At 59.9% G+C, this 24643-nt stretch carries 25 protein-coding genes and 1 riboswitch; of the genes, 15 read left to right on the forward strand and 10 right to left on the reverse strand.

What is annotated here, in order from left to right:
* The first annotated feature begins 178 nt into the window (after positions 1-178).
* Together PMI32_RS23465 and hemH are read left to right on the forward strand one after the other, a co-directional pair.
* Positions 179-1081 (forward strand): TIGR01777 family oxidoreductase, encoded by a 903-nt coding sequence (locus PMI32_RS23465; RefSeq protein WP_008025887.1) that lies wholly within the window; start codon positions 179-181, stop codon positions 1079-1081.
* A gap of 13 nt (positions 1082-1094) precedes the next feature.
* The gene (gene hemH, locus PMI32_RS23460; RefSeq protein ID WP_008025889.1) at positions 1095-2117 is read left to right on the forward strand and encodes a ferrochelatase; all 1023 of its coding nucleotides are present in this window, start codon (positions 1095-1097) and stop codon (positions 2115-2117) included.
* A 109-nt stretch (positions 2118-2226) separates the two neighbouring features.
* Here the strand turns inward: hemH and PMI32_RS23455 are convergent, their stop codons facing one another.
* Positions 2227-3501 carry a uracil-xanthine permease family protein gene (locus PMI32_RS23455; protein WP_008025891.1) on the reverse strand — a complete coding sequence of 425 codons (1275 nt, stop codon included), beginning with the start codon at positions 3499-3501 and terminating at the stop codon, positions 2227-2229.
* A 2-nt stretch (positions 3502-3503) separates the two neighbouring features.
* Positions 3504-4142, reverse strand: coding sequence for a uracil phosphoribosyltransferase (gene upp, locus PMI32_RS23450; protein WP_008025893.1), 639 nt, complete (start codon positions 4140-4142; stop codon positions 3504-3506).
* A 163-nt stretch (positions 4143-4305) separates the two neighbouring features.
* Between upp and PMI32_RS23445 the strand changes: the two genes are divergently transcribed.
* From PMI32_RS23445 to PMI32_RS23430, 4 genes are all read left to right on the forward strand, one after another.
* Positions 4306-4863: a hypoxanthine-guanine phosphoribosyltransferase gene (locus PMI32_RS23445; protein WP_008025895.1), complete on the forward strand. Its 558-nt coding sequence runs from the start codon at positions 4306-4308 to the stop codon at positions 4861-4863.
* A 4-nt stretch (positions 4864-4867) separates the two neighbouring features.
* Entirely contained in the window at positions 4868-5341 is a 474-nt protein-coding gene (locus PMI32_RS23440) for a WbuC family cupin fold metalloprotein (protein ID WP_008025897.1), read from the forward strand.
* A gap of 155 nt (positions 5342-5496) precedes the next feature.
* The gene (locus PMI32_RS23435; protein WP_008025899.1) at positions 5497-5982 is read left to right on the forward strand and encodes a hypothetical protein; all 486 of its coding nucleotides are present in this window, start codon (positions 5497-5499) and stop codon (positions 5980-5982) included.
* Between the two features lie 63 nt (positions 5983-6045).
* A complete protein-coding gene (locus PMI32_RS23430; RefSeq protein WP_008025901.1) occupies positions 6046-6333 on the forward strand; it encodes a PA4642 family protein in 288 nt (95 codons plus the stop codon).
* Between the two features lie 153 nt (positions 6334-6486).
* Here the strand turns inward: PMI32_RS23430 and mqo are convergent, their stop codons facing one another.
* Both mqo and PMI32_RS23420 read right to left on the reverse strand, forming a co-directional pair.
* Positions 6487-7995, reverse strand: coding sequence for a malate dehydrogenase (quinone) (gene mqo / locus PMI32_RS23425; RefSeq protein WP_008025902.1), 1509 nt, complete (start codon positions 7993-7995; stop codon positions 6487-6489).
* 737 nt (positions 7996-8732) lie between these two features.
* Positions 8733-8966: a hypothetical protein gene (locus PMI32_RS23420; protein WP_008025904.1), complete on the reverse strand. Its 234-nt coding sequence runs from the start codon at positions 8964-8966 to the stop codon at positions 8733-8735.
* Between the two features lie 202 nt (positions 8967-9168).
* On the opposite strand from PMI32_RS23420, the gene PMI32_RS23415 reads away from it, so the two are divergent.
* Complete coding sequence (locus tag PMI32_RS23415; protein ID WP_008025906.1) at positions 9169-9753, forward strand: YajG family lipoprotein; 585 nt, start codon at positions 9169-9171, stop codon at positions 9751-9753.
* A gap of 193 nt (positions 9754-9946) precedes the next feature.
* Here PMI32_RS23415 and PMI32_RS23410 read toward each other — a convergent pair whose 3' ends face one another.
* Positions 9947-10153, reverse strand: a complete 207-nt coding sequence (locus tag PMI32_RS23410) for a hypothetical protein (protein WP_008025908.1) — start codon at positions 10151-10153, stop codon at positions 9947-9949.
* 195 nt (positions 10154-10348) lie between these two features.
* Here PMI32_RS23410 and PMI32_RS23405 point away from each other — a divergent pair, with 195 nt between their 5' ends.
* A complete protein-coding gene (locus PMI32_RS23405; protein WP_008025909.1) occupies positions 10349-10633 on the forward strand; it encodes a hypothetical protein in 285 nt (94 codons plus the stop codon).
* Positions 10634-10770: 137 nt separating this feature from the next.
* Here the strand turns inward: PMI32_RS23405 and PMI32_RS23400 are convergent, their stop codons facing one another.
* Entirely contained in the window at positions 10771-11937 is a 1167-nt protein-coding gene (locus tag PMI32_RS23400; RefSeq protein ID WP_032828604.1) for a 1-acyl-sn-glycerol-3-phosphate acyltransferase, read from the reverse strand.
* 139 nt (positions 11938-12076) lie between these two features.
* Between PMI32_RS23400 and PMI32_RS23395 the strand changes: the two genes are divergently transcribed.
* The 3 genes from PMI32_RS23395 to PMI32_RS23385 are packed head-to-tail and all read left to right on the forward strand — an operon-like array spanning position 12077 to position 13187.
* Positions 12077-12259: a CPXCG motif-containing cysteine-rich protein gene (locus PMI32_RS23395; RefSeq protein WP_008025913.1), complete on the forward strand. Its 183-nt coding sequence runs from the start codon at positions 12077-12079 to the stop codon at positions 12257-12259.
* Between the two features lie 8 nt (positions 12260-12267).
* Positions 12268-12528 carry a putative signal transducing protein gene (locus PMI32_RS23390; protein WP_008025915.1) on the forward strand — a complete coding sequence of 87 codons (261 nt, stop codon included), beginning with the start codon at positions 12268-12270 and terminating at the stop codon, positions 12526-12528.
* 35 nt (positions 12529-12563) lie between these two features.
* Positions 12564-13187 (forward strand): SOS response-associated peptidase, encoded by a 624-nt coding sequence (locus PMI32_RS23385; RefSeq protein ID WP_008025916.1) that lies wholly within the window; start codon positions 12564-12566, stop codon positions 13185-13187.
* A 141-nt stretch (positions 13188-13328) separates the two neighbouring features.
* Here PMI32_RS23385 and PMI32_RS23380 read toward each other — a convergent pair whose 3' ends face one another.
* Positions 13329-15470, reverse strand: coding sequence for a methyl-accepting chemotaxis protein (locus PMI32_RS23380; RefSeq protein ID WP_008025918.1), 2142 nt, complete (start codon positions 15468-15470; stop codon positions 13329-13331).
* Between the two features lie 274 nt (positions 15471-15744).
* Here PMI32_RS23380 and PMI32_RS23375 point away from each other — a divergent pair, with 274 nt between their 5' ends.
* A complete protein-coding gene (locus PMI32_RS23375) occupies positions 15745-16563 on the forward strand; it encodes a M48 family metallopeptidase (RefSeq protein ID WP_032828605.1) in 819 nt (272 codons plus the stop codon).
* Between the two features lie 123 nt (positions 16564-16686).
* Here the strand turns inward: PMI32_RS23375 and PMI32_RS23370 are convergent, their stop codons facing one another.
* The 3 genes from PMI32_RS23370 to PMI32_RS23360 all read right to left on the reverse strand — a co-directional run bounded on the left by PMI32_RS23370 (position 16687) and on the right by PMI32_RS23360 (position 19522).
* The gene (locus PMI32_RS23370; RefSeq protein WP_008025922.1) at positions 16687-17271 is read right to left on the reverse strand and encodes a TMEM165/GDT1 family protein; all 585 of its coding nucleotides are present in this window, start codon (positions 17269-17271) and stop codon (positions 16687-16689) included.
* Between the two features lie 88 nt (positions 17272-17359).
* Positions 17360-17485: riboswitch (yybP-ykoY riboswitch) on the reverse strand.
* Positions 17486-17524: 39 nt separating this feature from the next.
* Positions 17525-18523: a methyltransferase gene (locus tag PMI32_RS23365; RefSeq protein ID WP_008025924.1), complete on the reverse strand. Its 999-nt coding sequence runs from the start codon at positions 18521-18523 to the stop codon at positions 17525-17527.
* Positions 18524-18556: 33 nt separating this feature from the next.
* Positions 18557-19522, reverse strand: coding sequence for a 2-hydroxyacid dehydrogenase (locus tag PMI32_RS23360; RefSeq protein WP_008025925.1), 966 nt, complete (start codon positions 19520-19522; stop codon positions 18557-18559).
* A gap of 243 nt (positions 19523-19765) precedes the next feature.
* Between PMI32_RS23360 and PMI32_RS23355 the strand changes: the two genes are divergently transcribed.
* The 3 genes from PMI32_RS23355 to PMI32_RS23345 all read left to right on the forward strand — a co-directional run bounded on the left by PMI32_RS23355 (position 19766) and on the right by PMI32_RS23345 (position 24615).
* Positions 19766-20395 (forward strand): LysE family translocator, encoded by a 630-nt coding sequence (locus PMI32_RS23355; protein ID WP_008025927.1) that lies wholly within the window; start codon positions 19766-19768, stop codon positions 20393-20395.
* 262 nt (positions 20396-20657) lie between these two features.
* Positions 20658-22340: a fatty acid--CoA ligase gene (locus PMI32_RS23350; protein WP_008025929.1), complete on the forward strand. Its 1683-nt coding sequence runs from the start codon at positions 20658-20660 to the stop codon at positions 22338-22340.
* A 337-nt stretch (positions 22341-22677) separates the two neighbouring features.
* The gene (locus tag PMI32_RS23345; protein ID WP_008025930.1) at positions 22678-24615 is read left to right on the forward strand and encodes a DUF1302 domain-containing protein; all 1938 of its coding nucleotides are present in this window, start codon (positions 22678-22680) and stop codon (positions 24613-24615) included.
* The last annotated feature ends 28 nt before the right edge of the window (positions 24616-24643 follow it).

The raw sequence follows: 24643 nt of genomic DNA on the forward strand, positions 1-24643 counted from the left end.
TCTGTACAGACTACGCCGTGGTTGAAACCTGTACAATATTGTTTTTCGGTATAACTTTTAGCGTTCTCGTTCTGACAGCTTGGCCTATTGTTAAACACAGACCCTGCCCGATATCAAAGATCCCTGCTTATAAAAATAGACTAGTGATCAGGGTAAAACGCCACGCGAGGAAGAAGTCATGCACATATTGCTGACCGGCGGTACTGGTTTGATAGGACGTCAGCTCTGCCGCCACTGGTTGAGTCAGGGACATCGTCTGAGCGTCTGGAGCCGGACGCCGGCCAAAGTCGCGAAAGTCTGTGGCGCCCAGGTGCGCGCGGTGGCCCGACTCGAAGACCTCGGTCAGGAACCTGTGGATGCGATTATCAACCTCGCGGGTGCGCCAATTGCCGATCGGCTCTGGACTCACCGACGTAAAGCCTTGCTGTGGAGCAGCCGTATCACGCTGACGGAAACCTTGCTGGCGTGGCTCGAAAGCCGTGAACAGAAACCGCAGGTGTTGATTTCGGGCTCTGCCATTGGCTGGTATGGCGACGGTGGTGAGCGGGAGTTGACTGAACATTCCCCTCCGGTGATCGATGATTTTGCCAGTCAGTTGTGCATTGCCTGGGAAGAAACCGCCCAGCGTGCCGAAGCCTTGGGTGTTCGTGTGATCTTCGTTCGCACCGGCTTGGTGCTGTCGGCCGAGGGCGGCTTTTTGTCGCGGCTGTTGCTGCCGTTCAAACTGGGGCTGGGCGGGCCTTTGGGCACTGGTCGGCAGTGGATGCCGTGGATTCATATCAAGGATCAAATCGCTCTGATTGATTTTCTTCTGCATCAGAAAAACGCCAGCGGTCCTTATAATGCCTGCGCGCCCAAACCGGTGCGCAATCGTGAATTTGCCAAGACGCTGGGCAGCGTGCTGCATCGCCCGGCGTTCATGCCCATGCCGGCCCTGGCTTTGAAGGTGGGCCTGGGCGAGTTGTCATTGCTGTTGCTGGGTGGCCAGAAGGCTGTCCCGGCGCGCTTGCTGGAAGCGGGCTTCACCTTCCAGTTCACTGACCTGCGTGCGGCTCTGGACGACTTGTCCAGCCGCCTCTGAAATAGGACGTTGCATGACCGATCACGCGTTGCTTCTGGTCAACCTGGGTTCACCTGCCTCCACCTCGGTGGCGGATGTGCGCAGCTACCTCAATCAATTTCTGATGGACCCGTATGTGATCGACCTGCCATGGCCGGTGCGCCGTTTGCTGGTCTCGCTGATTCTGATCAGACGCCCGGAGCAGTCGGCCCACGCCTACGCCTCGATCTGGTGGGAGGAGGGCTCGCCACTGGTGGTGCTCAGCCGCCGCTTGCAGCAGGCCATGACCACACAGTGGACGCACGGGCCGGTGGAGCTGGCGATGCGTTATGGCGAGCCGTCGATTGAGTCGAAACTGCTGCAACTCGTCGCCCAGGGCCACAAGCGCATTACCCTCGCGCCGCTTTATCCCCAGTTTGCCGACAGCACCGTGACCACGGTGATCGAGGAAGCCAAGCGGGTGGTGAGCGAGCACAAACTCGACGTGCAGTTCTCGATACTCGAGCCGTTCTACGATCAGCCGGAATACATCGATGCCCTGGTGGCCAGCGCCAAGCCGCATCTGGAACAGGATTTCGATCATCTGTTGCTGAGCTTCCATGGCTTGCCGGAGCGGCATCTGAAGAAGCTCAACCCGGGGCACAGTTTTGAAGGTGGCGGCGATTGCTGCGCCGGTGCGCCACCGGAAGTCGTCGCGACCTGTTATCGCGGCCAGTGCCTGCGCACCGCAGCGGAATTCGCCAAACGCATGGGCCTGCCGGACGGCAAATGGTCGGTGTCGTTTCAGTCGCGGCTGGGTCGGGCGAAATGGATCGAACCCTACACCGAAGCGCGCCTTGATGAGTTGGCGGGAATGGGCGTGAGGAAGGTGCTGGTGATGTGCCCGGCGTTCGTTGCCGATTGCATCGAGACGCTGGAAGAAATCGGTGATCGCGGGAAAGAACAGTTCCGCGAAGCGGGGGGGGAGGAGTTGGTGCTGGTGCCGTGCCTCAACGATGATCCGCAGTGGGCGAAGGCGTTGAACGCATTGTGCGAGCGAGCGCCGTTGGCGCTTTAAAAAGCATCGCCGGCAAGCCGGCTCCTACACAGGTCGCGTGAACAACACAAAACCTGTAGGAGGCGGCTTGCCGGCGATAGCGTCCTGAACCGCGACAAAAATCTACGGTTTACAACAAAGGCTCATCCGCCTTCTTGTGCTTCCAGCTGTCATTCCCCGGCAGCAACAGGTTCAGCGCAATCGCCACCACCGCGCACAGCGCGATGCCTTTGAGGCCGAAGTCGTCCGGGCCGGTGCCGGTGCCCACCAGCACGCCGCCAATCCCGAACACCAGCGTGACCGACACGATCACCAGGTTGCGCGCCTCGCCCAGGTCGATCTTGTGGCGAATCAGCGTGTTCATCCCCACCGCTGCAATCGAACCGAACAACAGGCACAGAATCCCGCCCATTACCGGCACTGGAATGCTTTGTAGCAACGCGCCGAACTTGCCGATGAACGCCAGGCTGATGGCGAAGATCGCCGCCCAGGTCATGATTTTCGGGTTGTAGTTCTTGGTCAGCATCACCGCGCCGGTCACTTCGGCGTACGTGGTGTTGGGCGGGCCGCCAAACAGGCCGGCAGCGGTGGTGGCGATGCCATCGCCAAGCAGCGTGCGATGCAGGCCTGGCTTCTTCAGGTAGTCGCGGCCGGTCACGCTGCCCACGGCGATCACGCCACCGATGTGCTCGATGGCCGGGGCCAATGCCACCGGAACGATGAACAGAATCGCTTGCCAGTTGAATTCCGGCGCAGTGAAGTTCGGGATCGCGAACCACGGTGCAGCGGCAATCTTCGCGGTATCAACCACGCCGAAATAGAACGCCATCGCAAAACCGACCAGCACGCCGGAGATGATCGGTACCAGGCGGAAAATGCCTTTGCCGAACACCGCAACGATCAGCGTGGTCAGCAGCGCGGGCATCGAGATCAGCATGGCTGTCTGGTAATGAATCAGCTCGGAGCCATCGCCAGCCTTGCCCATCGCCATGTTGGCGGCGATTGGCGCCATGGCCAGGCCGATGGAAATGATTACCGGACCAATCACCACCGGTGGCAGCAAACGGTCGATGAAACCGGTGCCTTTGATCTTCACGGCGAGGCCGAGGAAGGTGTAGACAAAACCCGCCGCCATCACGCCGCCCATGGTCGCTGCGAGGCCGAACTGGCCTTTGGCGAGAATGATCGGGGTGATGAAGGCGAAGCTCGACGCCAGGAACACCGGCACCTGACGCCCGGTGACGATCTGGAACAGAATCGTCCCCAAACCGGCGGTGAACAGCGCCACGTTCGGGTCGAGGCCGGTAATCAGCGGCATCAATACCAGCGCGCCAAAGGCCACGAACAGCATCTGTGCACCCGACAGCACCGTGCGCCAGAGCGGATCGTTGAACTCTTGCTGCATGCTCAAGCGTCCTTCTGCTTGGTGCCGAAGATCTTGTCGCCGGCATCGCCCAGGCCCGGGATGATGTAACCGTGTTCGTTGAGTTTCTCGTCAATGGATGCGGTGTAGATGGTCACGTCCGGGTGAGCCTTCTCCACAGCGGCGATGCCTTCCGGCGCGGCGACCAGCACCATGGCGCGGATGTCGCGGCAACCGGCTTTTTTCAACAGGTCGATGGTGGCAACCATGGAACTGCCGGTGGCGAGCATCGGGTCGATGATCATTGCCAGGCGTTCGTTGATTTCCGGAACCAGTTTTTCCAGATACGTGTGGGCTTGCAGCGTCTGTTCGTTGCGGGCCACGCCCACGGCGCTGACTTTGGCGCCCGGGATCAGGCTCAGCACGCCTTCGAGCATGCCGATGCCGGCGCGCAGGATTGGCACTACGGTAATTTTCTTGCCGGCGATTTTCTCGACCGACACGGTGCCGCACCAACCTTCGATGTCGTAGGATTCCAGCGGCAGGTCTTTGGTGGCTTCATAGGTCAAAAGGGCACCGACTTCCTGAGCGAGCTCGCGGAAATTCTTGGTGCTGATGTCTGCGCGGCGCATCAGGCCGAGTTTGTGACGGATCAGCGGATGGCGGATCTCGAGGATGGGCATGGGAAAGGCTCCGGCGGCGGGCAAAAAAACCGGCCTAGATTAATCTATCCGAGGGTGTTGTCCTATAGACAATAGAGTACGTTAGTCCACAAACGCTTGATCTGGCCGTGCGGGATGCGTACCTTTGCCCGCTTTTCCTGAATGCCACCCCTTGGAGAGCGCCATGTCCGCTGATCTCGAGCATATCCGTCAAATCATGCGAGAGGCTGACTGCCTGTACACCGAAGCTGAAGTCGAGGCGGCCATCGCCCGCGTTGGTGCACATATCAACGAACAAATGGCTGACACTAACCCGGTGGTGTTCTGCGTGATGAACGGCGGCCTGATCTTCGCCGGCAAGCTGCTCACCCATCTGCAATTCCCGCTGGAAGCGTCCTACCTGCACGCCACCCGTTATCGCAACGAAACCAGCGGCGGCGACCTGTTCTGGAAAGCCAAGCCTGAAGTGTCGTTTATCGACCGTGACGTGCTGATCATCGACGACATCCTCGACGAAGGTCACACCCTGGGCGCGATCATCGACTTCTGCAAACACGCCGGCGCGCGCAAAGTGCACACCGCCGTGCTGATCGACAAGGACCACGACCGCAAGGCTCGTCCGGACCTGAAAGCCGATTTCGTCGGTTTGCCGTGCATCGACCGCTACATCTTCGGTTACGGCATGGACTACAAAGGCTACTGGCGTAACGCCAACGGGATTTTTGCCGTTAAAGGGATGTAAGCACATGGCCGCGCCGAGCTTTCTTGATCAAGCCCTGTTCACTGAGTTGGCCGATAAAGCAGCAGCCAATCCGCGTGGACGCCAGCACCACAACTTTCATCAGATGGAAGACGCTTGCCATCGCATGGCGGTGGGTTTGCAGCCGGGCACGTACATCCCGCCTCATCGGCATCTGGGGGAGAACAAGGCTGAAACCTTGCTGGTCCTCAAGGGACGGCTTGGCGTGTTGATCTTCGACGAGTCCGGCGCGGTGGTGCGCAAGCAAGTCCTGCAGGCCGGTGGCGACTGCGTCGGCGTGGACCTGCCAACCGGTGTGTTTCATGGCCTGGTGGTGCTGGAAGCCGACAGCCTGATGTTCGAGTGCAAGGCTGGTCCTTATCGTCCTGTGGGTGAAGGTGAGCTGGCTGATTGGGCGCCGCGTGAAGGCGAGCCGGGCGTGGCCGAGTATCAGGCCTGGATGCGCGCGCAGTTCGATTGATACCCGGCCCTTGTAGGAGCGAGGCTTGCCCGCGAAGGCGGTGTGTCAGTCCCTTAGTTATCGACTGACACACCGCCTTCGCGGGCAAGCCACGCTCCTACAGGGACGGTGTGTACCCATGATAAAGTGCCCGGCCCCGCCTTTCGGAGCCCGTCATGAGCCTTTTGATCCGCAGCTGCGCCGCCCTGTTGCTGACCCTCAGCCTGCCGCTGGCCGCCGCGCCGGCGCTGATGCACGGGCAGTTTCTGCCGCCTGACGACCTGACGCTGCGTGATGCCGAACCGGAGCAGCAACAATTGCTGCAGGTCACCGAGTATTCGGTGGTGGTCGGCAGCCAACGGCAGTCCACCCAACAGCCGATCCCGGTAACGTCTCCGCTGCTGATCCGCCTCAAGGGCAAATCCTTGAACAAGGGCGCGACCATCAATCAGGTGCTGGTCAACTTCGATGGCGAAAGCAAAAGCCTGAAAAAGCCGATCTACGACGACAAGAGCAAAACCCTGACGCTGTTTTACCCGATGGCGCAATACCGCGTGGTGATCGACTTGCTGCGCAATGACACGGTGTATTGCCAGTTCCTCAGCTACGCCAACGGTCATGTCTGGGCCGATCTGCACACCGGGGCCGTTCGTCCGCGTTGAGCCCAGCGGCCAGTGAGGGGTAAACTGCCCGCCCCGTGAAATGTCTGCGAGCTGGAGTCGGCAATGCGTAAAGATAAGAAACAAGTGATTGGTGACGAGATCGGCGACGAGCAGATCAAGTTGTTTCTCGATTTCGAACCGGTCGACGCCACTTCGCCGTCCCTGCACAAACTGATCAAGGCCTACCGTGGCCTGCGTATCGACGACTTCGAGCGTTTTCTGACGTTCTTCGTCGAGGCGGGATATGACGTGAATGGCAAGGATGAGCACGGCAATGACTTCATTGCCCTGATCAAGGATCAGCGCAACGCGCCGGACTACATGGAACTGATCGAAAAAGCCCGCGGCTAAACCCGCTTTTGTAGGAGCCGGCTTGCTGGCGATGGCATCAATTCGGTGGACCTGACAGACCGAGGTGATGCCATCGCCAGCAAGCCGGCTCCTACAGGGGGGGAGATGGGCAAAAAAAAACGCCCCGACGGGGCGTTTTTTTATGGGGCCGAATCAAGCGAAGCTTGGTGTCTCGCTGCTTTCTTCAACCAGTTCCAGCGCGATGTTGTTCTGCGCGTTGATCTTGCGATACAGCGCAGCATCGGTTTCCAGAACCTTTTCCCGGGCCGGGAAGATTTCCGCCAGTTTGGCTGCCCACTCGCCGGACGCTTGGGCCGGGAAGCATTTTTCGATCAGTTCCAACATGATCGAAACAGTCACCGACGCGCCTGGCGAAGCACCCAGCAGGGCAGCAAGGGAACCGTCCTTGGCCGCGACCAGTTCGGTACCGAACTGCAGAACGCCGCCCTTTTTCGGGTCTTTCTTGATGATCTGCACCCGTTGGCCGGCCACTTCCAGGCGCCAGTCTTCGGCTTTCGCTTCAGGGTAGAAGCGGCGCAGGGAATCCAGACGCTGCTCCATCGACTGCATCACTTCGCTGACCAGGTACTTGGTCAGGTCCATGTTGTTTTTCGCCACGGCCAGCATCGGGCCGATGTTGCCGGCGCGAACCGACATCGGCAGGTCCATGAAGGAGCCGTGCTTGAGGAACTTGGTGGTGAAACCGGCGTAAGGTCCGAACAGCAGGGACTTCTTGCCATCGACCACGCGAGTGTCCAGGTGCGGCACCGACATCGGTGGCGAACCCACGGCAGCCTGGCTGTACACCTTGGCCTGGTGATGCTTGACCACTTCCGGGTTGTCGCAACGCAGCCACTGGCCGCTGATCGGGAAGCCGCCGAAGCCTTTGCTTTCTTCGATGCCCGAGGCCTGCAACAGCGGCAATGCCGCGCCGCCCGCGCCGAGGAACACGAATTTGGCGTCGACTTCGCGGGTGTTACCGCTGTTGACGTCCTTGATGCTGACGGTCCAGCCGCCGTTGTTGCGCTTCAGGCCGGTCACGCGCTTGCAGTACTTGACCTGGGCATCGGGTGCGCTGGTCAGGTGCTTGAGCAACTGGTTGGTCAGCGCGCCGAAGTTGACGTCGGTGCCATTGATCACACGGGTGGCGGCGAGGGTTTCGCCAGCGTCACGCCCCGGCATCATCAATGGCATCCAGTCGGCCATTTTTGCCTTGTCTTCGGTGTATTCCATGTCCGCGAAGGCGTGGTGCTTGCTCAGCACCTTGAAGCGTTCCTTGAGGAAGGACACGCCGCTGTCGCCCTGGACGAAGCTCAGGTGCGGCACCGGGCTGATGAAGGTCTTGCACGAGCCGAAGGTGCCTTTTTTGGTCAAGTAGGACCAGAACTGCTTCGACACTTCAAACTGAGTGTTGATGTGCACGGCTTTCTTGATGTCGACGGTGCCGTCGGCGGCCTGCGGCGTGTAATTGAGCTCACACAGCCCGGCGTGACCGGTACCGGCGTTGTTCCACGGGTTGGAACTCTCCGCGGCACCGGAATCCATCAGCTCGACGACTTCCAGCTTGATCGCAGGGTCGAGCTCTTTGAGCAGTACAGCGAGGGTGGCACTCATGATGCCGGCCCCAACCAGTACTACGTCGACTGCTTCGTTATGCGCCATTTAACGCGTCTCCAAAATCTGCAGCACCAAATTGTCGGCATGGCTGCCAGGCGTTCAGGGCGTGTCAGTGATGCCCCAGGTACCCATGGCAGTGTCGCCATGTCCGAATCTTCGCAATTTATCGCAACTTCGACGGACGCTACCGGCCGGGTTTATGAGGTCAATGAACTCATTTCAACGCGCGACTGGCAATTCGACTTATGGTCGAGACATCCGTTTGTGCAACCAAATCCGTAGCGGACAGGCTTCAGGCTCCGGTGTTCGAGGAATACTCGGTCCTGTGTCGTTGGGCTGTTTCAGACGCTAATGGTGCATGTTCAGACGCAAAACTATTCATTTGCTCGCCACACTCTTGTGAAGTTGTGAAAACCCGTTTTTTTCACGCTCTTTTGAAGACGTGAACCTCAAAAAAGGGCTGTCCCAGCCTGGCACCGTGCCCGGATGGATCGCCGCCATGGAATACATGACAGGCAAAACGGGCAAACAGCTCAGTGACCGAGCGTAATGACAGCTCTGCAGATTCGCGAAAAGTGGGGTTTTTGCTCAAGGAACAGCAAGCGCGCCAGCTTCACTCGATCTGTGTGGGCGGCTCTCTGTGGGCGGTGCGGGGTGCCAATACCGAAGCATTGACGATTGCTGCGAGGCCCGATCAGGAGACGTCCTTATAATCGGGGGGAGATTGTATCTAAGAAACGCGGGGAAATGGACGTGTTTAATGACTTTTATTAGGCGTCTGGTCAGGTCGCCAGCAGTTGTTGAGCGCGAGCGCGGGGTTGGCGCTGGTTGACACGGGCGCTGGCGGGCAGGGGATGGTGCAGCCAGTTGAGGCGGATTTCTTCGATTTCGACCCAGCCATCGCCCATCGGCTGGAGGCTGCACTGCTTGAATGCCTGGCAATGGCCGTTGCGGTCGAGCAGGGCGAAGCAGCGATGCAACGGGCGCGGTGTGAACAGGGAGACGAGAAGGCGCATGGGAAATACCTCGAGGGATTTACCGCATACGTTGTCAGCAAGTCGTGACGTGCCGGTGAAAGGAGGGTGAACGATGTGTGACAGGAACCGCGGTCCACGGGGTTTGTCTGAGATTCTGGTATTCGTTGCATGACGCTAGTTACCCGCAGTGGCGCACCGCTATACTGCCGGCCTGTTTGTGCCTGATTCTGGAGAGAAGAGCATGTTGCAACGCTTGTTGTTCGGTTTGATCACTGTGACCAGTTTGACCCTGGTCGGCTGCGCCCACAGCCCGCAACAACTGAGTCCGGAGCCGAAGCTGACCACTCAGCTGGCCCCGGTCGGCCATGGCCAGCCAGTCGTGGTGCGTGTGGTGGACGGTCGTCCGTCGCCAACCCTGGGCACCCGTGGCGGTCTGTATCCGGAGACCAGCGCGATCACGGTGCAGGGCGCGCAGATTCTGCCGAAGCTGCAGGCCCAGGCCGAAGCGGCCGTGCGCTTGCTCGGCTTCACCCCGACATCCAATGCAATGAATGCCCCACAACTGACCGTGACCCTGACCGAGCTGAAGTATCAGTCGCCTAAAGAAGGCATGTATGTGACCGAGGCAACCATCGGCGCGACCTTCCGCTCTGACGTGCAGAACGCCAACCGCCGCTACAGCGGTCGTTACGGTGCATCCCTGGACCAGCGTTTCGGCATGGCGCCGAACCAGGAAACCAACACCAAGCTGGTCAGCGATGTGTTGAGCGATGCGTTGACGCGCCTGTTCAAGGACCCGACCGTGGGTCAGATTCTCGGCGAATAAGTTTTCGCTGAAATCAAAAAGCCCGGCGCCAGCAATGGCCCCGGGCTTTTTTGTGCCTGCTTATATCTCGAATTCACCTAGCCCTCTGTAGGAGCGAGGCTTGCCCGCGAAGACGGTGTGTCAGGCGACATCAATGTTGAATGAGAGGCCGCCTTCGCGGGCAAGCCTCGCTCCTACAAGGGGGGCGTTGGTGTCAGGCGGCTTGCGAGTAAAACTCCAGCACACTCACCCCTGTCAGCAAATCCGCCTCCGGCAGGTCCGCATGTTGATGCCCGCCCAGCGCGCAATACACCAGCCAATGGCGATCCTGAACGTTGAAGGCAAGGCTGCCGACCAAAGTTTGTTGTTCGTCGCTTTGAGCAATGAGGTAGAGGCGATCCTGGTTTTCAGCGTGCAGCATGACGGTGTCCATGTCAGTTTTGGTGGGGCGAGAGATTGGCGCATTCAGATGACGAAGCCGTGACGCAGGGCAGGAATCTGCCAAATGGTGAGTTATTTATCGTATAGCGGCGGGCAGGAGGGACGGCTTTCGGTAGAATCCGCGCCGCGGTCGTCGATCTGGCTTCCGCCACACCAGTTTTGTCCGAGGTTCGTGATGTCGCTGCACTTGATGACGCTGTTTACCGCCCATCCCGCCAAATTGATCAACCTGCTCGCCTTGCTGCTGGCCTTTCCGGGCAGCTGGCTGCTGCACGCCACGCGTCGTCGCGAACAACGCGCGTTGGCCAGCCTCGAAGCGCAGAGCCAGAGCCGTCGCATCGATGAGCCGATGTTGACGCTGGATGGCGCGACCTTGCGCATGAACCGGTTTTTCTATCGCTTCGGTTTCGCCTGCCTGGGGTTGGCGCTGCTGGTGTCATGGATCAGCACGCGCGTTTGAACACACCGTAACCCCCTGTAGGAGTGAGCCTGCTCGCGATGGACGTCAACGATAACGCGTGCAGTCTGAATAAACGCGGTGTCTGAACGTTTTTCGCGAGCAGGCTCGCTCCTACAGAATGCGTGCCCAGGCCACTGCTAGAGTGGCAACCCAGCCTTCACACGGTACTGATTACGCACCGGCGTGGCGTATTGCAGCACCAGGAACGGACGATGTTCTTCCGGGCAAGCGTCCAGGCGCTGTTGCCATTCTTCCTGGGCTTTCGCCAGTTCGTCGGCAGCAAACACATCAGACGCTTTCGGCACCTGCAACTGCGGGTCGGCATCCTTCCATTGCGCGTAAGCCAGGTAGTGCACCGGGAACAAGCGGTAGCCGCCGAGAATCTGTTTGTCCATTTCGACCGCCAATTGCTTGGTGTCTTCGAACAGCTCGGTGATCGGCGCGGCGAAATTCACGTGGACACGGCCCTTGTAGCCGGTAATGCCCTTGGCGATGCTCACATCGTCCTCGCCTGGCGCCTTGGTGTAGGTGCCGGTGGTGGCGCGGATGTAGAGTTCGCGGGCCTTGGCCTGGTCGCACGGGTCATATTCGTAGCTGATCGACACCGGGGTGACGTTCAGCGAGCGGATGACTTCGCCGAACGGCTCGTCCTTGCGGCTCATGTGGAACATTTTGAGGATCGCCGATTCGGTGCGGTCGTCGCCGTCCTTGGCCCGGCCTTCGGCCTGCGCGATCCAGATCGAGGCGCAATCGTTGCGGATTGAGTGGTTGATGTACGCCGACAACAGCTGATAAGCCGCCATTTTCTCGCGGCGACCGGTGATCGAACGGTGCACGATGAAGCTCTTGTTCAGGCGCATCAGGTCGCTGACGAAGGGCTTTTGCAGCAGGTTGTCGCCAATCGCGATGCGCGGCGTCGGCAGGCCTGCGTGGTACACGGCATAGTTGACGAAGGCCGGGTCCATCACGATGTCGCGGTGGTTGGCGATGAACAGGTAGGCGCTGCCGGATTTGAATTGCTCGACGCCAGTGTACGTGACACCGTCCGTGGCGCGCTCGATGGTGTGGTCGACGTAATACTCGACTTTGTCCTGCAGCGTGGCCACCGAATCGATGCCGGCGAACTCACGGCGCAGCCGATGAGCTATAAGAGGTTTGAGCATCCAGCCGAAGGCACCGGCAAAACGCGGGAAGCGGAAGTGGGTGAGGATATCTAGAAACGCCTTGTCGCCGAGCAAGCGTGCCAGCACCGCTGGGACTTCGCTGTCGTCGTAAGGTCGGATGGCATCGAATTCGCCCATCATGCTCTCTTGTTAGAAACGGCTAGGGTAAGTAAAGGTTTTGATCGAAAACCAACGGGGCACGGTCTGAAAAGTTAGCCAGACAAAAATAGCCCTGCAAATAGACCGGCGATTATACGCACAAGTCACTTGGGAGACCGCGATGCTGGAAGCTGCAGTGTATGAATGTCCGTATTGTGGTGAAGAGGTCGAGACGACTGTGGATTTGTCGGCGGGCGATCAGACCTATATCGAGGACTGTCAGGTGTGTTGTCGGCCAATTACGTTTGTGTTGCAGGTTCATGGAGAGGAGTGGCATCTCGAAGTGTTCAGCGAGAACGAGTGAGGGCATCCATGCAGCGAATCTACGAACCGGAAAACCTGATGGAAGGCGAGTTGCTGCAAAGCATGTTGGCCAGCGAGGGCGTCGAGGCGCATCTGGTCGGCCGCGATTTGCTCGGCGGCACCGGCGAATTGCCGATCTTCGGCCTGCTGGGCTTGTCGGTGGATAACGACCAAGCCGAATACGCCCGGGAGTTGATCACCGCGTACAATGCCGCGCTGCCGATGCCCGGCGATGAACCGGAAAGCTTTCCCGGCACGCTGGTCTGTTAGGCTGACGTTCGTTTGATCAAGAGTCGTGCTGCCCCATGTGTGGACGTTATGCCCTGTTTCGCTGGAATCCCGCCTTCGCGGCCCTGCCTGGCTTCCCCGCCGATCAGCAGGCCCAGTGGAATATTTCTCCCAATGATTCGGTGTTGATGCTGCGTGCCGGCGCCGACGGCGAGCGTGAATTGGCCCGCGCCCGCTGGGGTTTGACGCCGCCGTGGCTCACCGATCTGTCCCGCACGCCGGCCCATGCCCGCGCCGAAACCGTGGCCGAGCAACCGATGTTTCGCCAAGCCCTGCGCGAGCGCCGCTGCCTGTTGCCGGCCAACGGTTTTTACGAATGGCGCGGCGGCACCCGCAAGCGTCCGTATTGGCTGACGCCGGGGGAGGGCTCGACGCTGTTTTTCGCGGCGATCTGGGAGGCGTATCCGGTGCAGGAGCAGGTGTGGCTGAGCACGGCCGTGATCACGCAACCGGCGGCGAGTCAGCGTCGGCCGTTGATCCTGGATGCGGCGGGGCAGGAGGCGTGGCTCGATCCCGAGACGCCGTTGCATGTATTGCAGGGATTACTGGCCAGTGAACCCGCGGCGTTGCGCGAGCGGGTGTTGGCGAATCTGGTGAATGATCCGAAGTTGAATGGGCCGGAGTGTTTGACCCCCGGCTGATGCGTTGTCTGGGCTGGCCCCATCGCGAGCAGGCTCGCTCCCACAGGAGATCTGGGTGGTACACAAATTTTGTGTCCACTGAAGATCAACTGTGGGAGCGAGCCTGCTCGCGATAAGGTCCGCAGGACCTTCCGGCAATCCTTAAACCTTGAACTGATTGATCAACCGCCGCTGCTGCTCGGCCAGCTTGGTCAACCCCGCACTCGCCGCACTTGATTCATCCGCACCGCCCGCCACTTCATTGGCCACTTGCCCAATGTTGATTACGTTCCGGTTGATGTCATCCGCCACCGCACTCTGTTCCTCGGCCGCGCTGGCAATCTGCGTGTTCATGTCGTTGATCACCGACACCGCCTGAGTGATCGCATCCAGCGCTTCGGCCGCTTTCGCCGCATGCTGCACGCTTTCGTCGGTGCGGTTCTGGCTGTCTTCCATGACCCGTACCACATCGCGCGTGCCTTGTTGCAGCTGCTGGATCATGGTCTGGATTTCTTCGGTGGCCTTCTGGGTTTTCTGCGCGAGGTTGCGCACCTCATCGGCCACCACCGCAAAGCCACGGCCCTGCTCGCCGGCGCGTGCCGCTTCGATGGCGGCGTTCAAGGCCAGCAGGTTGGTCTGCTCGGCGATGCCGCGAATGGCGGTGAGGATCGCGTTGATGTTCTCGCTGTCCTTGGCCAGGTTTTGCACCACACCGACAGCCTTGCCGATTTCCACGGCCAGCACACCGATCGAGTTCGACGTATCCCGCACGATCTGTTTGCCTTGAGAGGCCGCCTGATCCGCATGGCTGGCCGCTTGCGCCGCCTGGGTCGCGTTGCGCGCCACGTCCTGGGCGGTAGCGGTCATTTCATGCACCGCCGTGGCGACCTGATCGATCTCGACCATTTGTTTCTGCACGCCAATGTTGGTGCGGATGGCGATGTCAGCGGTGTGTTCCGACGAATCGCTGACGCTCTGCACCGACGTCACCACTTGGGTGATCATCGCCTGCAACTTGGCGAGGAAAGTGTTGAAGCCTTTGGCGATCGAGCCCAGTTCGTCGGCGCGATCACTGGTCAGACGGCGCGTCAGGTCGCCTTCACCTTTGGCAATGTCGTCGAGCATGGCCACCATTTGTTTCAGCGGGCGAGCAATGCCGTGGCCCACTAGCCAGATCACCAGCAAGCCGACGCTGGCGATCAGCAGACCCACCATGGCCATGCCGAAGGTGTCGGATTTGCGCTGGGTGTTCAGGTCAGCCTGGAGTTTTTGCAGGTCGGCCATCACCGCGTTCAGCGGCAGTTGCAGCATCAGCGTCCAGCGAGCGTCGGTCTGGCCGATGCCGAACGGCAGGTACAACTCGATCCGGCCCTGGGCCTTGTCGACGGTGTAGGTGACTTCGCCGCGCTTCAGATTGGCCATGTTGGCGATCTGCTGGCTGTCGAGGATGTCACTGACCTTCTCGCCGAATTTGCTCGGGTCCTTGGTGTAGGCAACGATCCGGCCATTACCGCCGATCAGCGCCATGACGCCCGAGCCGTTGTACAACTTCTGGTTCGCGCCCAGGAGCATTTCCTGGATGAAGTTCACCGAGAGGTCGGCGCCGACGATGCCCTGGAACGCACCGTTGAGCATGATCGGTTCAATAAAGGACGCGAGCATGACGATTTTGTCGCCGACCTTGTAGGGCGCCGGATCGATCACGCAGGATTTTTTGTTTTCTTTCGAGCACAGGTAGTACTCGCTGGCGCGCACGCCGGTAGACAGGGTTTTCTGGTCGTCGACGTCCACCAGTTTGTCCAGGCCCAGGCTGCCGTCTTCATTGCGGAACCACCACGGCAGGAAGCGCCCGTTGCTGGCGTCGATGCCGATGACCTTGGTGTCGACGTACGCTGCGTCGTTGTGGTCGAGGGCGTTTTTTTCCCAACCGATGTAGGTGCCGAGAATCTTCGGGTTTTTGGCGACGTTTTCCTTGATCAGACTGATCAATTGCTCGCGGCTCAGGTTCAGTTGCGGCTGGCCATCGGCGCCTGGCGTGCCGATCAGGGCGTTGACCCGCACCAGTCCGCCGGCAATCAGCAGCGGCGCTTCGAGTTCACGCTGGATCTGGCTGACCTGGGTTTGCGCCAGGGACGTCAGGCGCTGCTCGATGACTTGCTCGAATTGCGCCTGGGTCCGATCCTGAACCATGTCTTGCGTCCGTGCGCCGGAAAACAGCGCGTACAGCACCAGGGCTGCCACGACACTTAATACGATGGCGCCAGCGAGGGCCGCCACGGAAAACTGGATGGACTTGAATTTCATGGGTGCTCCGCACGCAAGAGGACTTCTGCGGTGCTGTATCGGCAGGGGGCTCGAGGGCCATGAGTGAGGTGCGACGAAATGGCTGTTTTGGAGCCGTCGATGTCGCAAATGAATCATTGCCGGCCGTGACTGGCCGTGGCGGGTGGCGGTATGTGAATTTTTTCCTACCGTTGATGAGAGCTTTGTCCGAAATCCGCGTCTGTATGTCTGTTGTATCTGGCGCCGATACAAATCGACGCCTAGGATACGCGGCATGTTTCGAGGGAGTTTTGTGATGAACAAGCGATTGGTTTTGTGTGCTCTGAGCGCGGGTCTGCTGCTCGCGGGTTGTCAGTCGGTCAACACCACCAGCGGCGGTGCCGTGGGCGTGGAGCGCAAGCAGTACATGTTCAGCATGTTGTCCTCGGATGAGGTCAACCAGATGTACGCCCAGTCTTATCAAAAGACCGTTGGCGAGGCGACCAACAAAGGTGTGCTGGACAAGACCAGCAACGATGCCAAGCGCATCCAGGTGATCGCCGATCGGCTGATCGCCCAGGCGCCGATTTTCCGTCCGGATTCGGCCCAGTGGAAATGGGAAGTCAACCTGATCAAGAGTGACGAGCTCAACGCCAACTGCGGGCCTGGCGGCAAGATCATTTTCTACACCGGGCTGATCGACAGCCTGCAACTGACCGACGATGAAATCGCCGCGATCATGGGCCATGAAATCGCCCACGCCCTGCGTGAGCACGGTCGTGAAGCGATGTCCAAGGCGTACGGCATCGAAATGGCCAAGCAGGGCGCGGGCGCCTTGCTCGGTCTGGGCCAGGACAGCCTGGCTCTGGCGGACACCGTGGCCAACTACGGCATGACGCTGCCCAACAGTCGCGCCAATGAAAACGAAGCGGACCTGATCGGCCTGGAACTGGCGGCCCGTGCCGGTTACAACCCGAACGCCGCGATCACCCTGTGGAACAAGATGAGCAAGGCCTCGGAAAGTTCTCCACCGGAGTTCATGAGCACTCACCCGGCATCGTCCAGTCGGATTGCTTCGTTGCAGGCGGCGATTCCGAAGGTGATGCCGTTGTACGAGAACGCGCGGAAGTCCTGATCGATATGCGTTGATGCCGCTGACGCCTTCGCGGGCAAGCCTCGCTCCTACAGGTCAGTAAAAATCCTGTAGGAGCGAGGCTCGCCCGCGAAGAACGATAACGCGGTCTAACGACCTACGACGTCAAACCCACCCACTGCTCTGCATCGCCTTGTACACCGCGACAATCGCCAGGACGAAGAACGCCGACGCCGCCAGTCGACGAATCAGGGTCAATGGCAATTTGTCCGCCGCAAAGTTACCCGCCAAAACCACCGGCACGTTGGCAATCAACATGCCCAGGGTGGTGCCGATAATCACCAGCCACAGTTCCGGGTATTGCGCGGCCAGCATCACGGTCGCGATCTGGGTCTTGTCACCGATTTCCGCAAGGAAGAACGCGATCAATGTCGTCAGGAACGGCCCGAATTTGCGGGCGGTGCTGGCTTCATCGTCATCCATTTTGTCCGGCACCAGGGTCCACAATGCCGTCGCAGCGAAGCTCGCGGCGAGGATCCAGTGCAACACCGCATCCGAGAAGAAACTGCCGACCCAGGCACCTACCGCACCGGCTGCCGCGTGGTTGGCCAGGGTGGCGGCGACGATGCCGGCGATGATTGGCCACGGTTTGCGAAAGCGGGCAGCAAGGATGAGCGCGAGCAGTTGCGTCTTGTCGCCGATTTCGGCCAAGGCAACGATTGCGGTGGGAACGAGAAGTGAATCCAGCATCAGGGTTTTCCTAAGGGGCGGGTCGACACGGCTATGACACGTACAGCCTTCCCGCCCCGGGTAAGGTGTTCGTGTCATAGGTCTTGTCAAACCCTGGCGATCCGTCTGATGCGGACGCTTGGGTCGCATACGCCATGGTCTGAGGACCAAGTATGTTGACGTATGCCGGACGAGCATGGCGCTCGTGGGAGACTACTCCCCTAGGACGGAGCGGATTCTGCCTAGGCAAATCCGATAGGGCAAGTACAAATTGCTAACCGCGTTTGGCCCGGTAGATTCGGAAACCCTGACCTTCGGCCTTGATTGCGCACACGCCGAGGTGCTCTTCGATCAGCGGTTGGTACTTCAGGAAGCTGTTCGCGACCAGCCGCAGTTCGCCACCGTTTTTCAGATGTTTGGCAGCTTTTCGCAACAAGTTCTCTGTGGCGAAGTAATCGGTGTGCACGCCGACATGGAACGGCGGGTTGCTCAGAATCGCACTCAAACCCATCGGTGCAGCATCGATTCCGTCACCGGTAATGACGTCCGCTTCCAGACCATTGGCAGCCAGGGTCAAACGACTGCTGGCGGCGGCAAACGCATCCACGTCGAGCAGCGTGACCTGATTGTGCGGATAACGACGCTTGACCGCCGCGCCCAAAACACCGGCGCCGCAACCGAAGTCCAGCAAATGGCCGCTTGGCAATTTGTCCAGGTGCTCCAGCAACAACGCGCTACCGCGATCCAGCCGACCATGGCTGAACACGCCAGGCAGGCTGATGACTTTCAGTGGCCCTTCGGCCAGCGGCAATTCGTAGGTCTGGGCCAGGCTTTCCAGGGATTTGGCTTGCGGCGCATCGGCCACGGTGACCAGCCACAGCTGGCAATGACGCGCACTGTCGAGCTTGCGCGGTTTGCCAAATGGGTTCAGTTGCTTGGCCGCGCCTTCGATGCCGCTGCGTTTTTCACCCACCAGGTACAACTCGCGTCCGGCCAGGCGCGAGGCGAGGGCGTTGAGGATGTAATCGGTGAGGTCCTTGGATTTGGGCAGAAACACCACGGCGGTGTCGAATTCGCGCTCGGGCGCGGTCACGCCAAAATGGCTGCGCTCGGTGAAGCGGGCATCCAGCGCGGCCTGATCGCCGGCGTGCCAGCACCAGCCGTGGGCGTCGGGCAGGCGCCCGAGCAAATCATCGGCGGGCAAACCGGCCAGCAGCACCGAACCCTGGAATAACTCGGCCTGACGAAGCAGTACTTCACTGCGCGGATCCATACTCTGCTCCTTGAAAAAAAGTGCCGCAGTTTATCAACTGACGACCCGCAGCGCCTTACCGCTGAAGTATCCCTGCGCGTTTTCGGTCAATTGGCCAACGATCCGCTGCCGCGCCTCGCGACTGCCCCAGGCGTTGTGCGGCGTAACGATCAGGCGTGGAATGTCGGCGGCGAGCAACGGGTTGCCGGCGCTCGGCGGTTCGACGCTCAACACGTCGGTGGCCGCACCGCCGAGGTGGCCGCTACGCAAGGCGTCGGCCAGCGCCTGTTCATCAATCAGGCCGCCACGAGCGGTGTTGACCACGAAAGCGCCGGGTTTCATCGAGGCCAGTTCGCGGGCACCGATGAAGTGGCGAGTGTGTTCGTTGAGCGGGCAGTGCAGCGTCAGCGCGTCGATTTGCGGCAGCAGTTCATCCAGCGGCAAACGGTCCGGTCGGGCGGGGCGCCCCGGAATCTGCCCGAGCAGCACGCGCATGCCGAAGGCTTCGGCCAGTCGTGCGACCGCGCCGCCCAGTTCGCCATGACCGAGCAAGCCGAGGGTTTTGCCTTCCAGTTCGACGATCGGGTAGTCCAGCAGGCAGAACTGTTTCGCCTGTTGCCAGCGACCTTCACCGACGGCTTTCTGATAATCGGCGAGGCGCGTTGCCAGGTTCAGCAGCAGCATGATCGTGTGCTGCGCCACCGATGGCGTGCCGTAACCCTGGCAGTTGCAGACGGTCACGCCATGGGCGCGGGCGGCGGCGAGATCAACGTTATTGGTGCCGGTGGCGGTGATCAGGATCAGCTTCAGCTCGGGGCTGGCGGCGATGGCGGCGGCGTCGATCAGGATTTTGTTGCTGATGGCGACGGTGGCGCCCTTGAGGCGTTCGATTACTTGATCCTGCGTGGTCTGCGCAAACAGTTGCAAATCATCGAAGCAGGCGCGCAATGGACTGAGGTCGAGATCGCCGAGGTCCAGCGATGGATGGTCGAGGAAAACGGCGCGGCGAGAGTTCGTCATCAACTGTACCTTTTGTGCATTGAACTGAAGGCGTAATCTGCCGAGCCTACCAGATGAAACAAATCGTTACGCAATGCCAGGCCTACGCCGAACCTTGTGGGAGCGGGCTTGCTCGCGAAGGCGTTGTGTCAGTCGACATTGATGTTGTCTGACACAACGCCTTCGCGAGCAAGCCCGCTCCCACAGGGACGATGTCAGTCTGCACGTGTTAATTCGACCAATTTGCCCCCCAGAGGAGCCCCCATGTACTGGACAGAGTTCTTGACCGTTGCCCTGATTCACCTGCTGGCCGTCGCCAGCCCCGGCCCGGATTTCGCCGTGGTGGTGCGTGAGAGCGTGACCCACGGTCGTCGCGCCGGCACCTGGACGGCGATGGGTGTCGGTACGGCGATTTTCCTGCACGTCGGTTATTCGCTGCTCGGTATCGGCCTGATCGTGTCCCAGTCGATCGTGCTGTTCAACGCCTTGAAATGGGCGGCGGCCGCGTATCTGCTGTACATCGGTTTCAAGGCCCTGCGCGCGCAACCGGCCAAGCCGGTGACTGACGATCTGCACAAGGAAGCGGGTGAGCGCACCGCTCGCGGCGCCTTCACCTCGGGTTTCGTGACCAACGGTCTGAACCCGAAAGCCACGCTGTTCTTCCTGTCGTTGTTCACCGTGGTGATCAATCCGCATACGCCATTGGCGGTGCAGGCCGGTTACGGGGTTTACCTGGCGGCGGCGACGGCTTTCTGGTTCTGCCTGGTGGCGATGCTGTTCAGCCAGCAGCGTGTACGCGCCGGTTTCGCCCGCATGGGCCACTGGTTCGACCGGACCATGGGCGCCGTGCTGATCGCCATCGGCGTGAAACTCGCGTTTACCGAGATGCACTGATCGACGAACACCACCCTTTGTAGGAGCCGGCTTGCTGGCGATGGTCTTTAACGATGACGCATCTATTCTGGAAAGGATGCGGCGCCTGCAAGACCATCGCCAGCAAGCCGGCTCCTACAGGTCTGGATAGCTGTTAAATGCTGGCGCAACGCTAGCATTTGCTGAATGTTGCAAATCATTCCTTCGGCTGATTTGGTTGTCATGGAAGGGCACTAGAGTGCTTACTTTCAGCCACGACCGTGCAGTCAGAAAAGGGATTCTTATGTTGCAGACTCGCGTTATCCCCCCAGCCGAAGGCGCTTACCAGTATCCGCTGCTGATCAAACGGCTGCTGATGTCCGGCGCGCGCTATGAGAAAACCCGCGAGATCATTTACCGCGATCAATTGCGCTACAGCTATCCGACCCTGATCGAACGGGTCGCACGCCTGGCCAACGTGCTGACGGCGGCCGGCGTCAAGGCCGGCGATACCGTGGCGGTGATGGACTGGGACAGCCATCGTTATCTGGAATGCATGTTTGCCATTCCGATGATCGGCGCGGTGATCCACACCATCAACGTGCGCCTGTCGCCGGAACAGATCCTCTACACCATGAATCACGCCGAGGACCGCTTCGTGCTGGTCAACAGCGAATTCGTCGGGCTGTACAACGCGATTGCCGGGCACCTGACCACGGTCGAGAAAACCCTGCTGCTGACCGACCTGCCGGAAAAAACCGCCGACCTGCCGAACCTCGTCGGTGAATACGAGCAGTTGCTGGCGGCCGCGAGCACGCAGTACGACTTCCAGGATTTCGACGAAAATTCGGTCGCGACCACCTTCTATACCACCGGCACCACCGGCAATCCCAAAGGCGTGTACTTCACTCATCGGCAACTGGTGCTGCACACCATGGGCGTGTCGACCATCATGGGCGCCATCGACAGCGTGCGGCTGTTGGGCACCAACGACGTGTACATGCCGATCACCCCGATGTTCCATGTGCACGCCTGGGGCTTGCCGTATGTGGCGACCATGCTCGGGCTCAAGCAGGTTTATCCGGGGCGCTACGATCCCGAATACCTGGTGGAGCTGTGGCGCAAGGAAAAGGTCACCTTCTCGCATTGCGTACCGACCATCCTGCAGATGGTTCTCAACGCCAAGGCAGCGCAAGGCACCGACTTCGGCGGCTGGAAAATCGTCATCGGCGGCAGTGCATTGAATCGTGCGTTGTACGAAGCCGCCAAAGCCAAAGGCATTCAGCTGACCGCCGCGTACGGCATGTCGGAAACCGGCCCGCTGGTTTCCTGTGCGCACCTCAACGATGAGCTGATGGCGGGCACCGAAGACGAACGCACCACGTACCGGATCAAGGCCGGCGTGCCGGGGCCTTTGGTGGAAGCGGCCATTGTCGACACCGACGGTAACTTCCTGCCCGCCGATGGCGAGACCCAGGGTGAACTGGTGCTGCGTGCGCCGTGGCTCACCGAAGGCTATTTCAATGAACCGCAGAAGGGCGCCGAGCTCTGGGCCGGTGGCTGGCTGCACACCGGGGACGTGGCGACGCTGGACAGCATGGGCGTGATCGACATTCGCGACCGGATCAAGGATGTGATCAAGACCGGCGGCGAATGGATTTCCTCCCTGGACCTGGAAGACCTGATCAGTCGCCATGCAGCGGTACGCGAAGTAGCAGTGGTGGGCATTGCCGATCCGCAGTGGGGCGAACGCCCGTTTGCCTTGCTGGTGATCCGCGAGGGCCATGTAATCGGGGCCAGGGAACTCAAGGAGCACCTCAAGCCATTTGTGGAACTGGGGCACCTGAGCAAGTGGGCCATCCCGAGCCAGATCGCCCTTGTTACTGAAATTCCCAAGACCAGTGTCGGCAAACTCGACAAGAAGCGGATCCGCCTCGACATCACTGAGTGGCAGGCCAACAACAGCACCTTCCTTTCGACGCTTTAAGCGTCTTCCGGCGTGCCCGAAATGGCACGCCAGCCCCACCAAGCAAGCGCTTGGCTTGTGAAATCAGAATTTTCAGCCATCCTTGCCGTGCCGACAGGTGTCGGCCTGGCGAAAGGACTGTTCCAGAGTGGCCGGCAGCTGCAAATCACACTTTAGAGGGATCAAGCAGTACTACCTGCTGGCTATAGTCCGCTCAAGGATTTTTAAGAACGGGGCACACGCACAAAACGGGGCGATGCAACTTTGGAGTGAATTCGGAATGCCTTGGCTTCCGGTCAACCACAGCGTTTTTAAAAGTACTCAATGCCATAACAATAATGCACATGGAGTAGCGTCGATGACATCAGTAAACCAGTTCTGGCGCCGGGCAAAACTGCCTCTGGCTGTCAGTCTTGCCTCTACGCTCGCCGGGCCCGCATTCGGCGTCAGTTTCAACGTTGGTGAAATCGAAGGTCAATTCGACTCATCCCTGTCGATTGGTGCCAGTTGGTCTACCGAGAGTGCCAACAAGAACCTCATCGGCGTCAACAACGGTGGCCGTGGCCTGTCCCAGACCTCCGATGACGGCCACTTGAACTTCAAGAGCGGGGAAACTTTCTCGAAGATCTTCAAAGGCATCCATGACCTTGAATTGAAATACGGCGACACCGGTATCTTCGTCCGGGGCAAATACTGGTATGACTTCGAACTCAAGGACGAAGACCGTCCGTTCAAGGACATCAGCGACAACAACCGCAAGGAAGGCGCCAAGTCCTCCGGCGGGCAAATTCTCGACGCCTTCGTCTACCACAACTACTCGGTTGCCGATCAGCCGGGTTCCGTGCGTCTGGGCAAGCAAGTGGTCAGCTGGGGCGAGAGTACGTTCATCGGTGGCGGCATCAACTCGATCAACCCGATCGACGTTTCCGCGTTCCGCCGTCCAGGTGCCGAGATCAAGGAAGGCCTGATCCCGGTCAACATGTTCTACGTGTCCCAGAGCCTGACCGAGAACCTTTCGACCGAAGCGTTCTATCAAATCGAGTGGGACCAGACCGTTGCCGACAACTGCGGCACATTCTTCTCGCAACCGGACGTGATTGCGGATGGCTGCGACCAAAACCTGGCCGTGCTGCGTACCCGTAACGGCCTCAATAGCGCACTGGCGGGCGCGGGACTGCCGGCCGGGTTGCGTAATGCCGCCATCAACACCCTGGCTGCCCGTGGTGTGTCCTGGGGTAACCCGGATGAAGGTGTCATCGTTCGTCGCGGCCCGGATCGCGATGCACGTGACAGCGGCCAGTTCGGCGTGTCCTTCAAGTACATGTTCGATCCACTGGACACCGAATTCGGTGCCTATTTCATGAACTACCACAGCCGTGCGCCGATTTTCAGCGGCAAGGGTGCCCCGGCGAGCGCTTACAGCGCGGCGGGCCTGGTGGGCTCCCTGGTTGGCGCGGGTGTTCCGTTAGGTGTCGCGGCTGGCCTGGCTCCGACCTTGCTGCCGTTGCAAGTGGCGGGTAACTCCAGCTACTTCGTCGAATACCCGGAAGACATTCGCCTGTATGGCCTGAGCTTCTCCACCACGTTGCCTACGGGTACCGCCTGGAGTGGTGAGTTCAGCTACCGTCCGAACGCACCGGTTCAGCTCAACACCACCGACATTCTCTTTTCCGGCCTGACGCCACTGAACCCTAACGTTTCCGTACTTCAAGGGCGTCCAGGGGAAGATCAACATGGTTATCGCCGCAAGGAAGTGAGCCAGCTGCAAACGACCTTCACGCACTTCTTCGATCAGGTGATGGGCGCTGAGCGACTGACGCTGGTGGGCGAGGTGGGCTGGACTCACGTCGGCGGCCTGGAAAGCACATCGAAAGCACGTTACGGGCGTGACCCGAGCTACGGCCCTGGCCCATTGCCAGGTGGGCAGTGCCAGGCATTGAACGCTTCGACTCTGGCGGGTGGACCACAAAACAACGTCAGTCGTTACTGTGAAAACGATGGCTTCACCACCACAGATTCCTGGGGCTATCGCGCTCGTGCGATCTGGGAATACAACGACGTGATCGCCGGTGTGAACTTCAAGCCGAACATCGCCTGGTCCCATGACGTCGACGGTTACTCGCCTGGCCCTGGCGGCAACTTCGAGGAAGGTCGCAAAGCGGTCAGCCTGGGTCTCGATGCCGAGTACCAGAACACCTACACCGCGTCCCTGGCCTACACCAACTTCTTTGACGGCAAGTACACCACCGTGGATGACCGCGACTTCGTTGCGCTCAGCTTCGGCGTGAACTTCTAAGCACTGCATTTTCAGGACGAACACACCT

The sequence above is a fragment of the Pseudomonas sp. GM60 genome (assembly GCF_000282415.1).
Taxonomy (GTDB): domain Bacteria; phylum Pseudomonadota; class Gammaproteobacteria; order Pseudomonadales; family Pseudomonadaceae; genus Aquipseudomonas; species Aquipseudomonas migulae.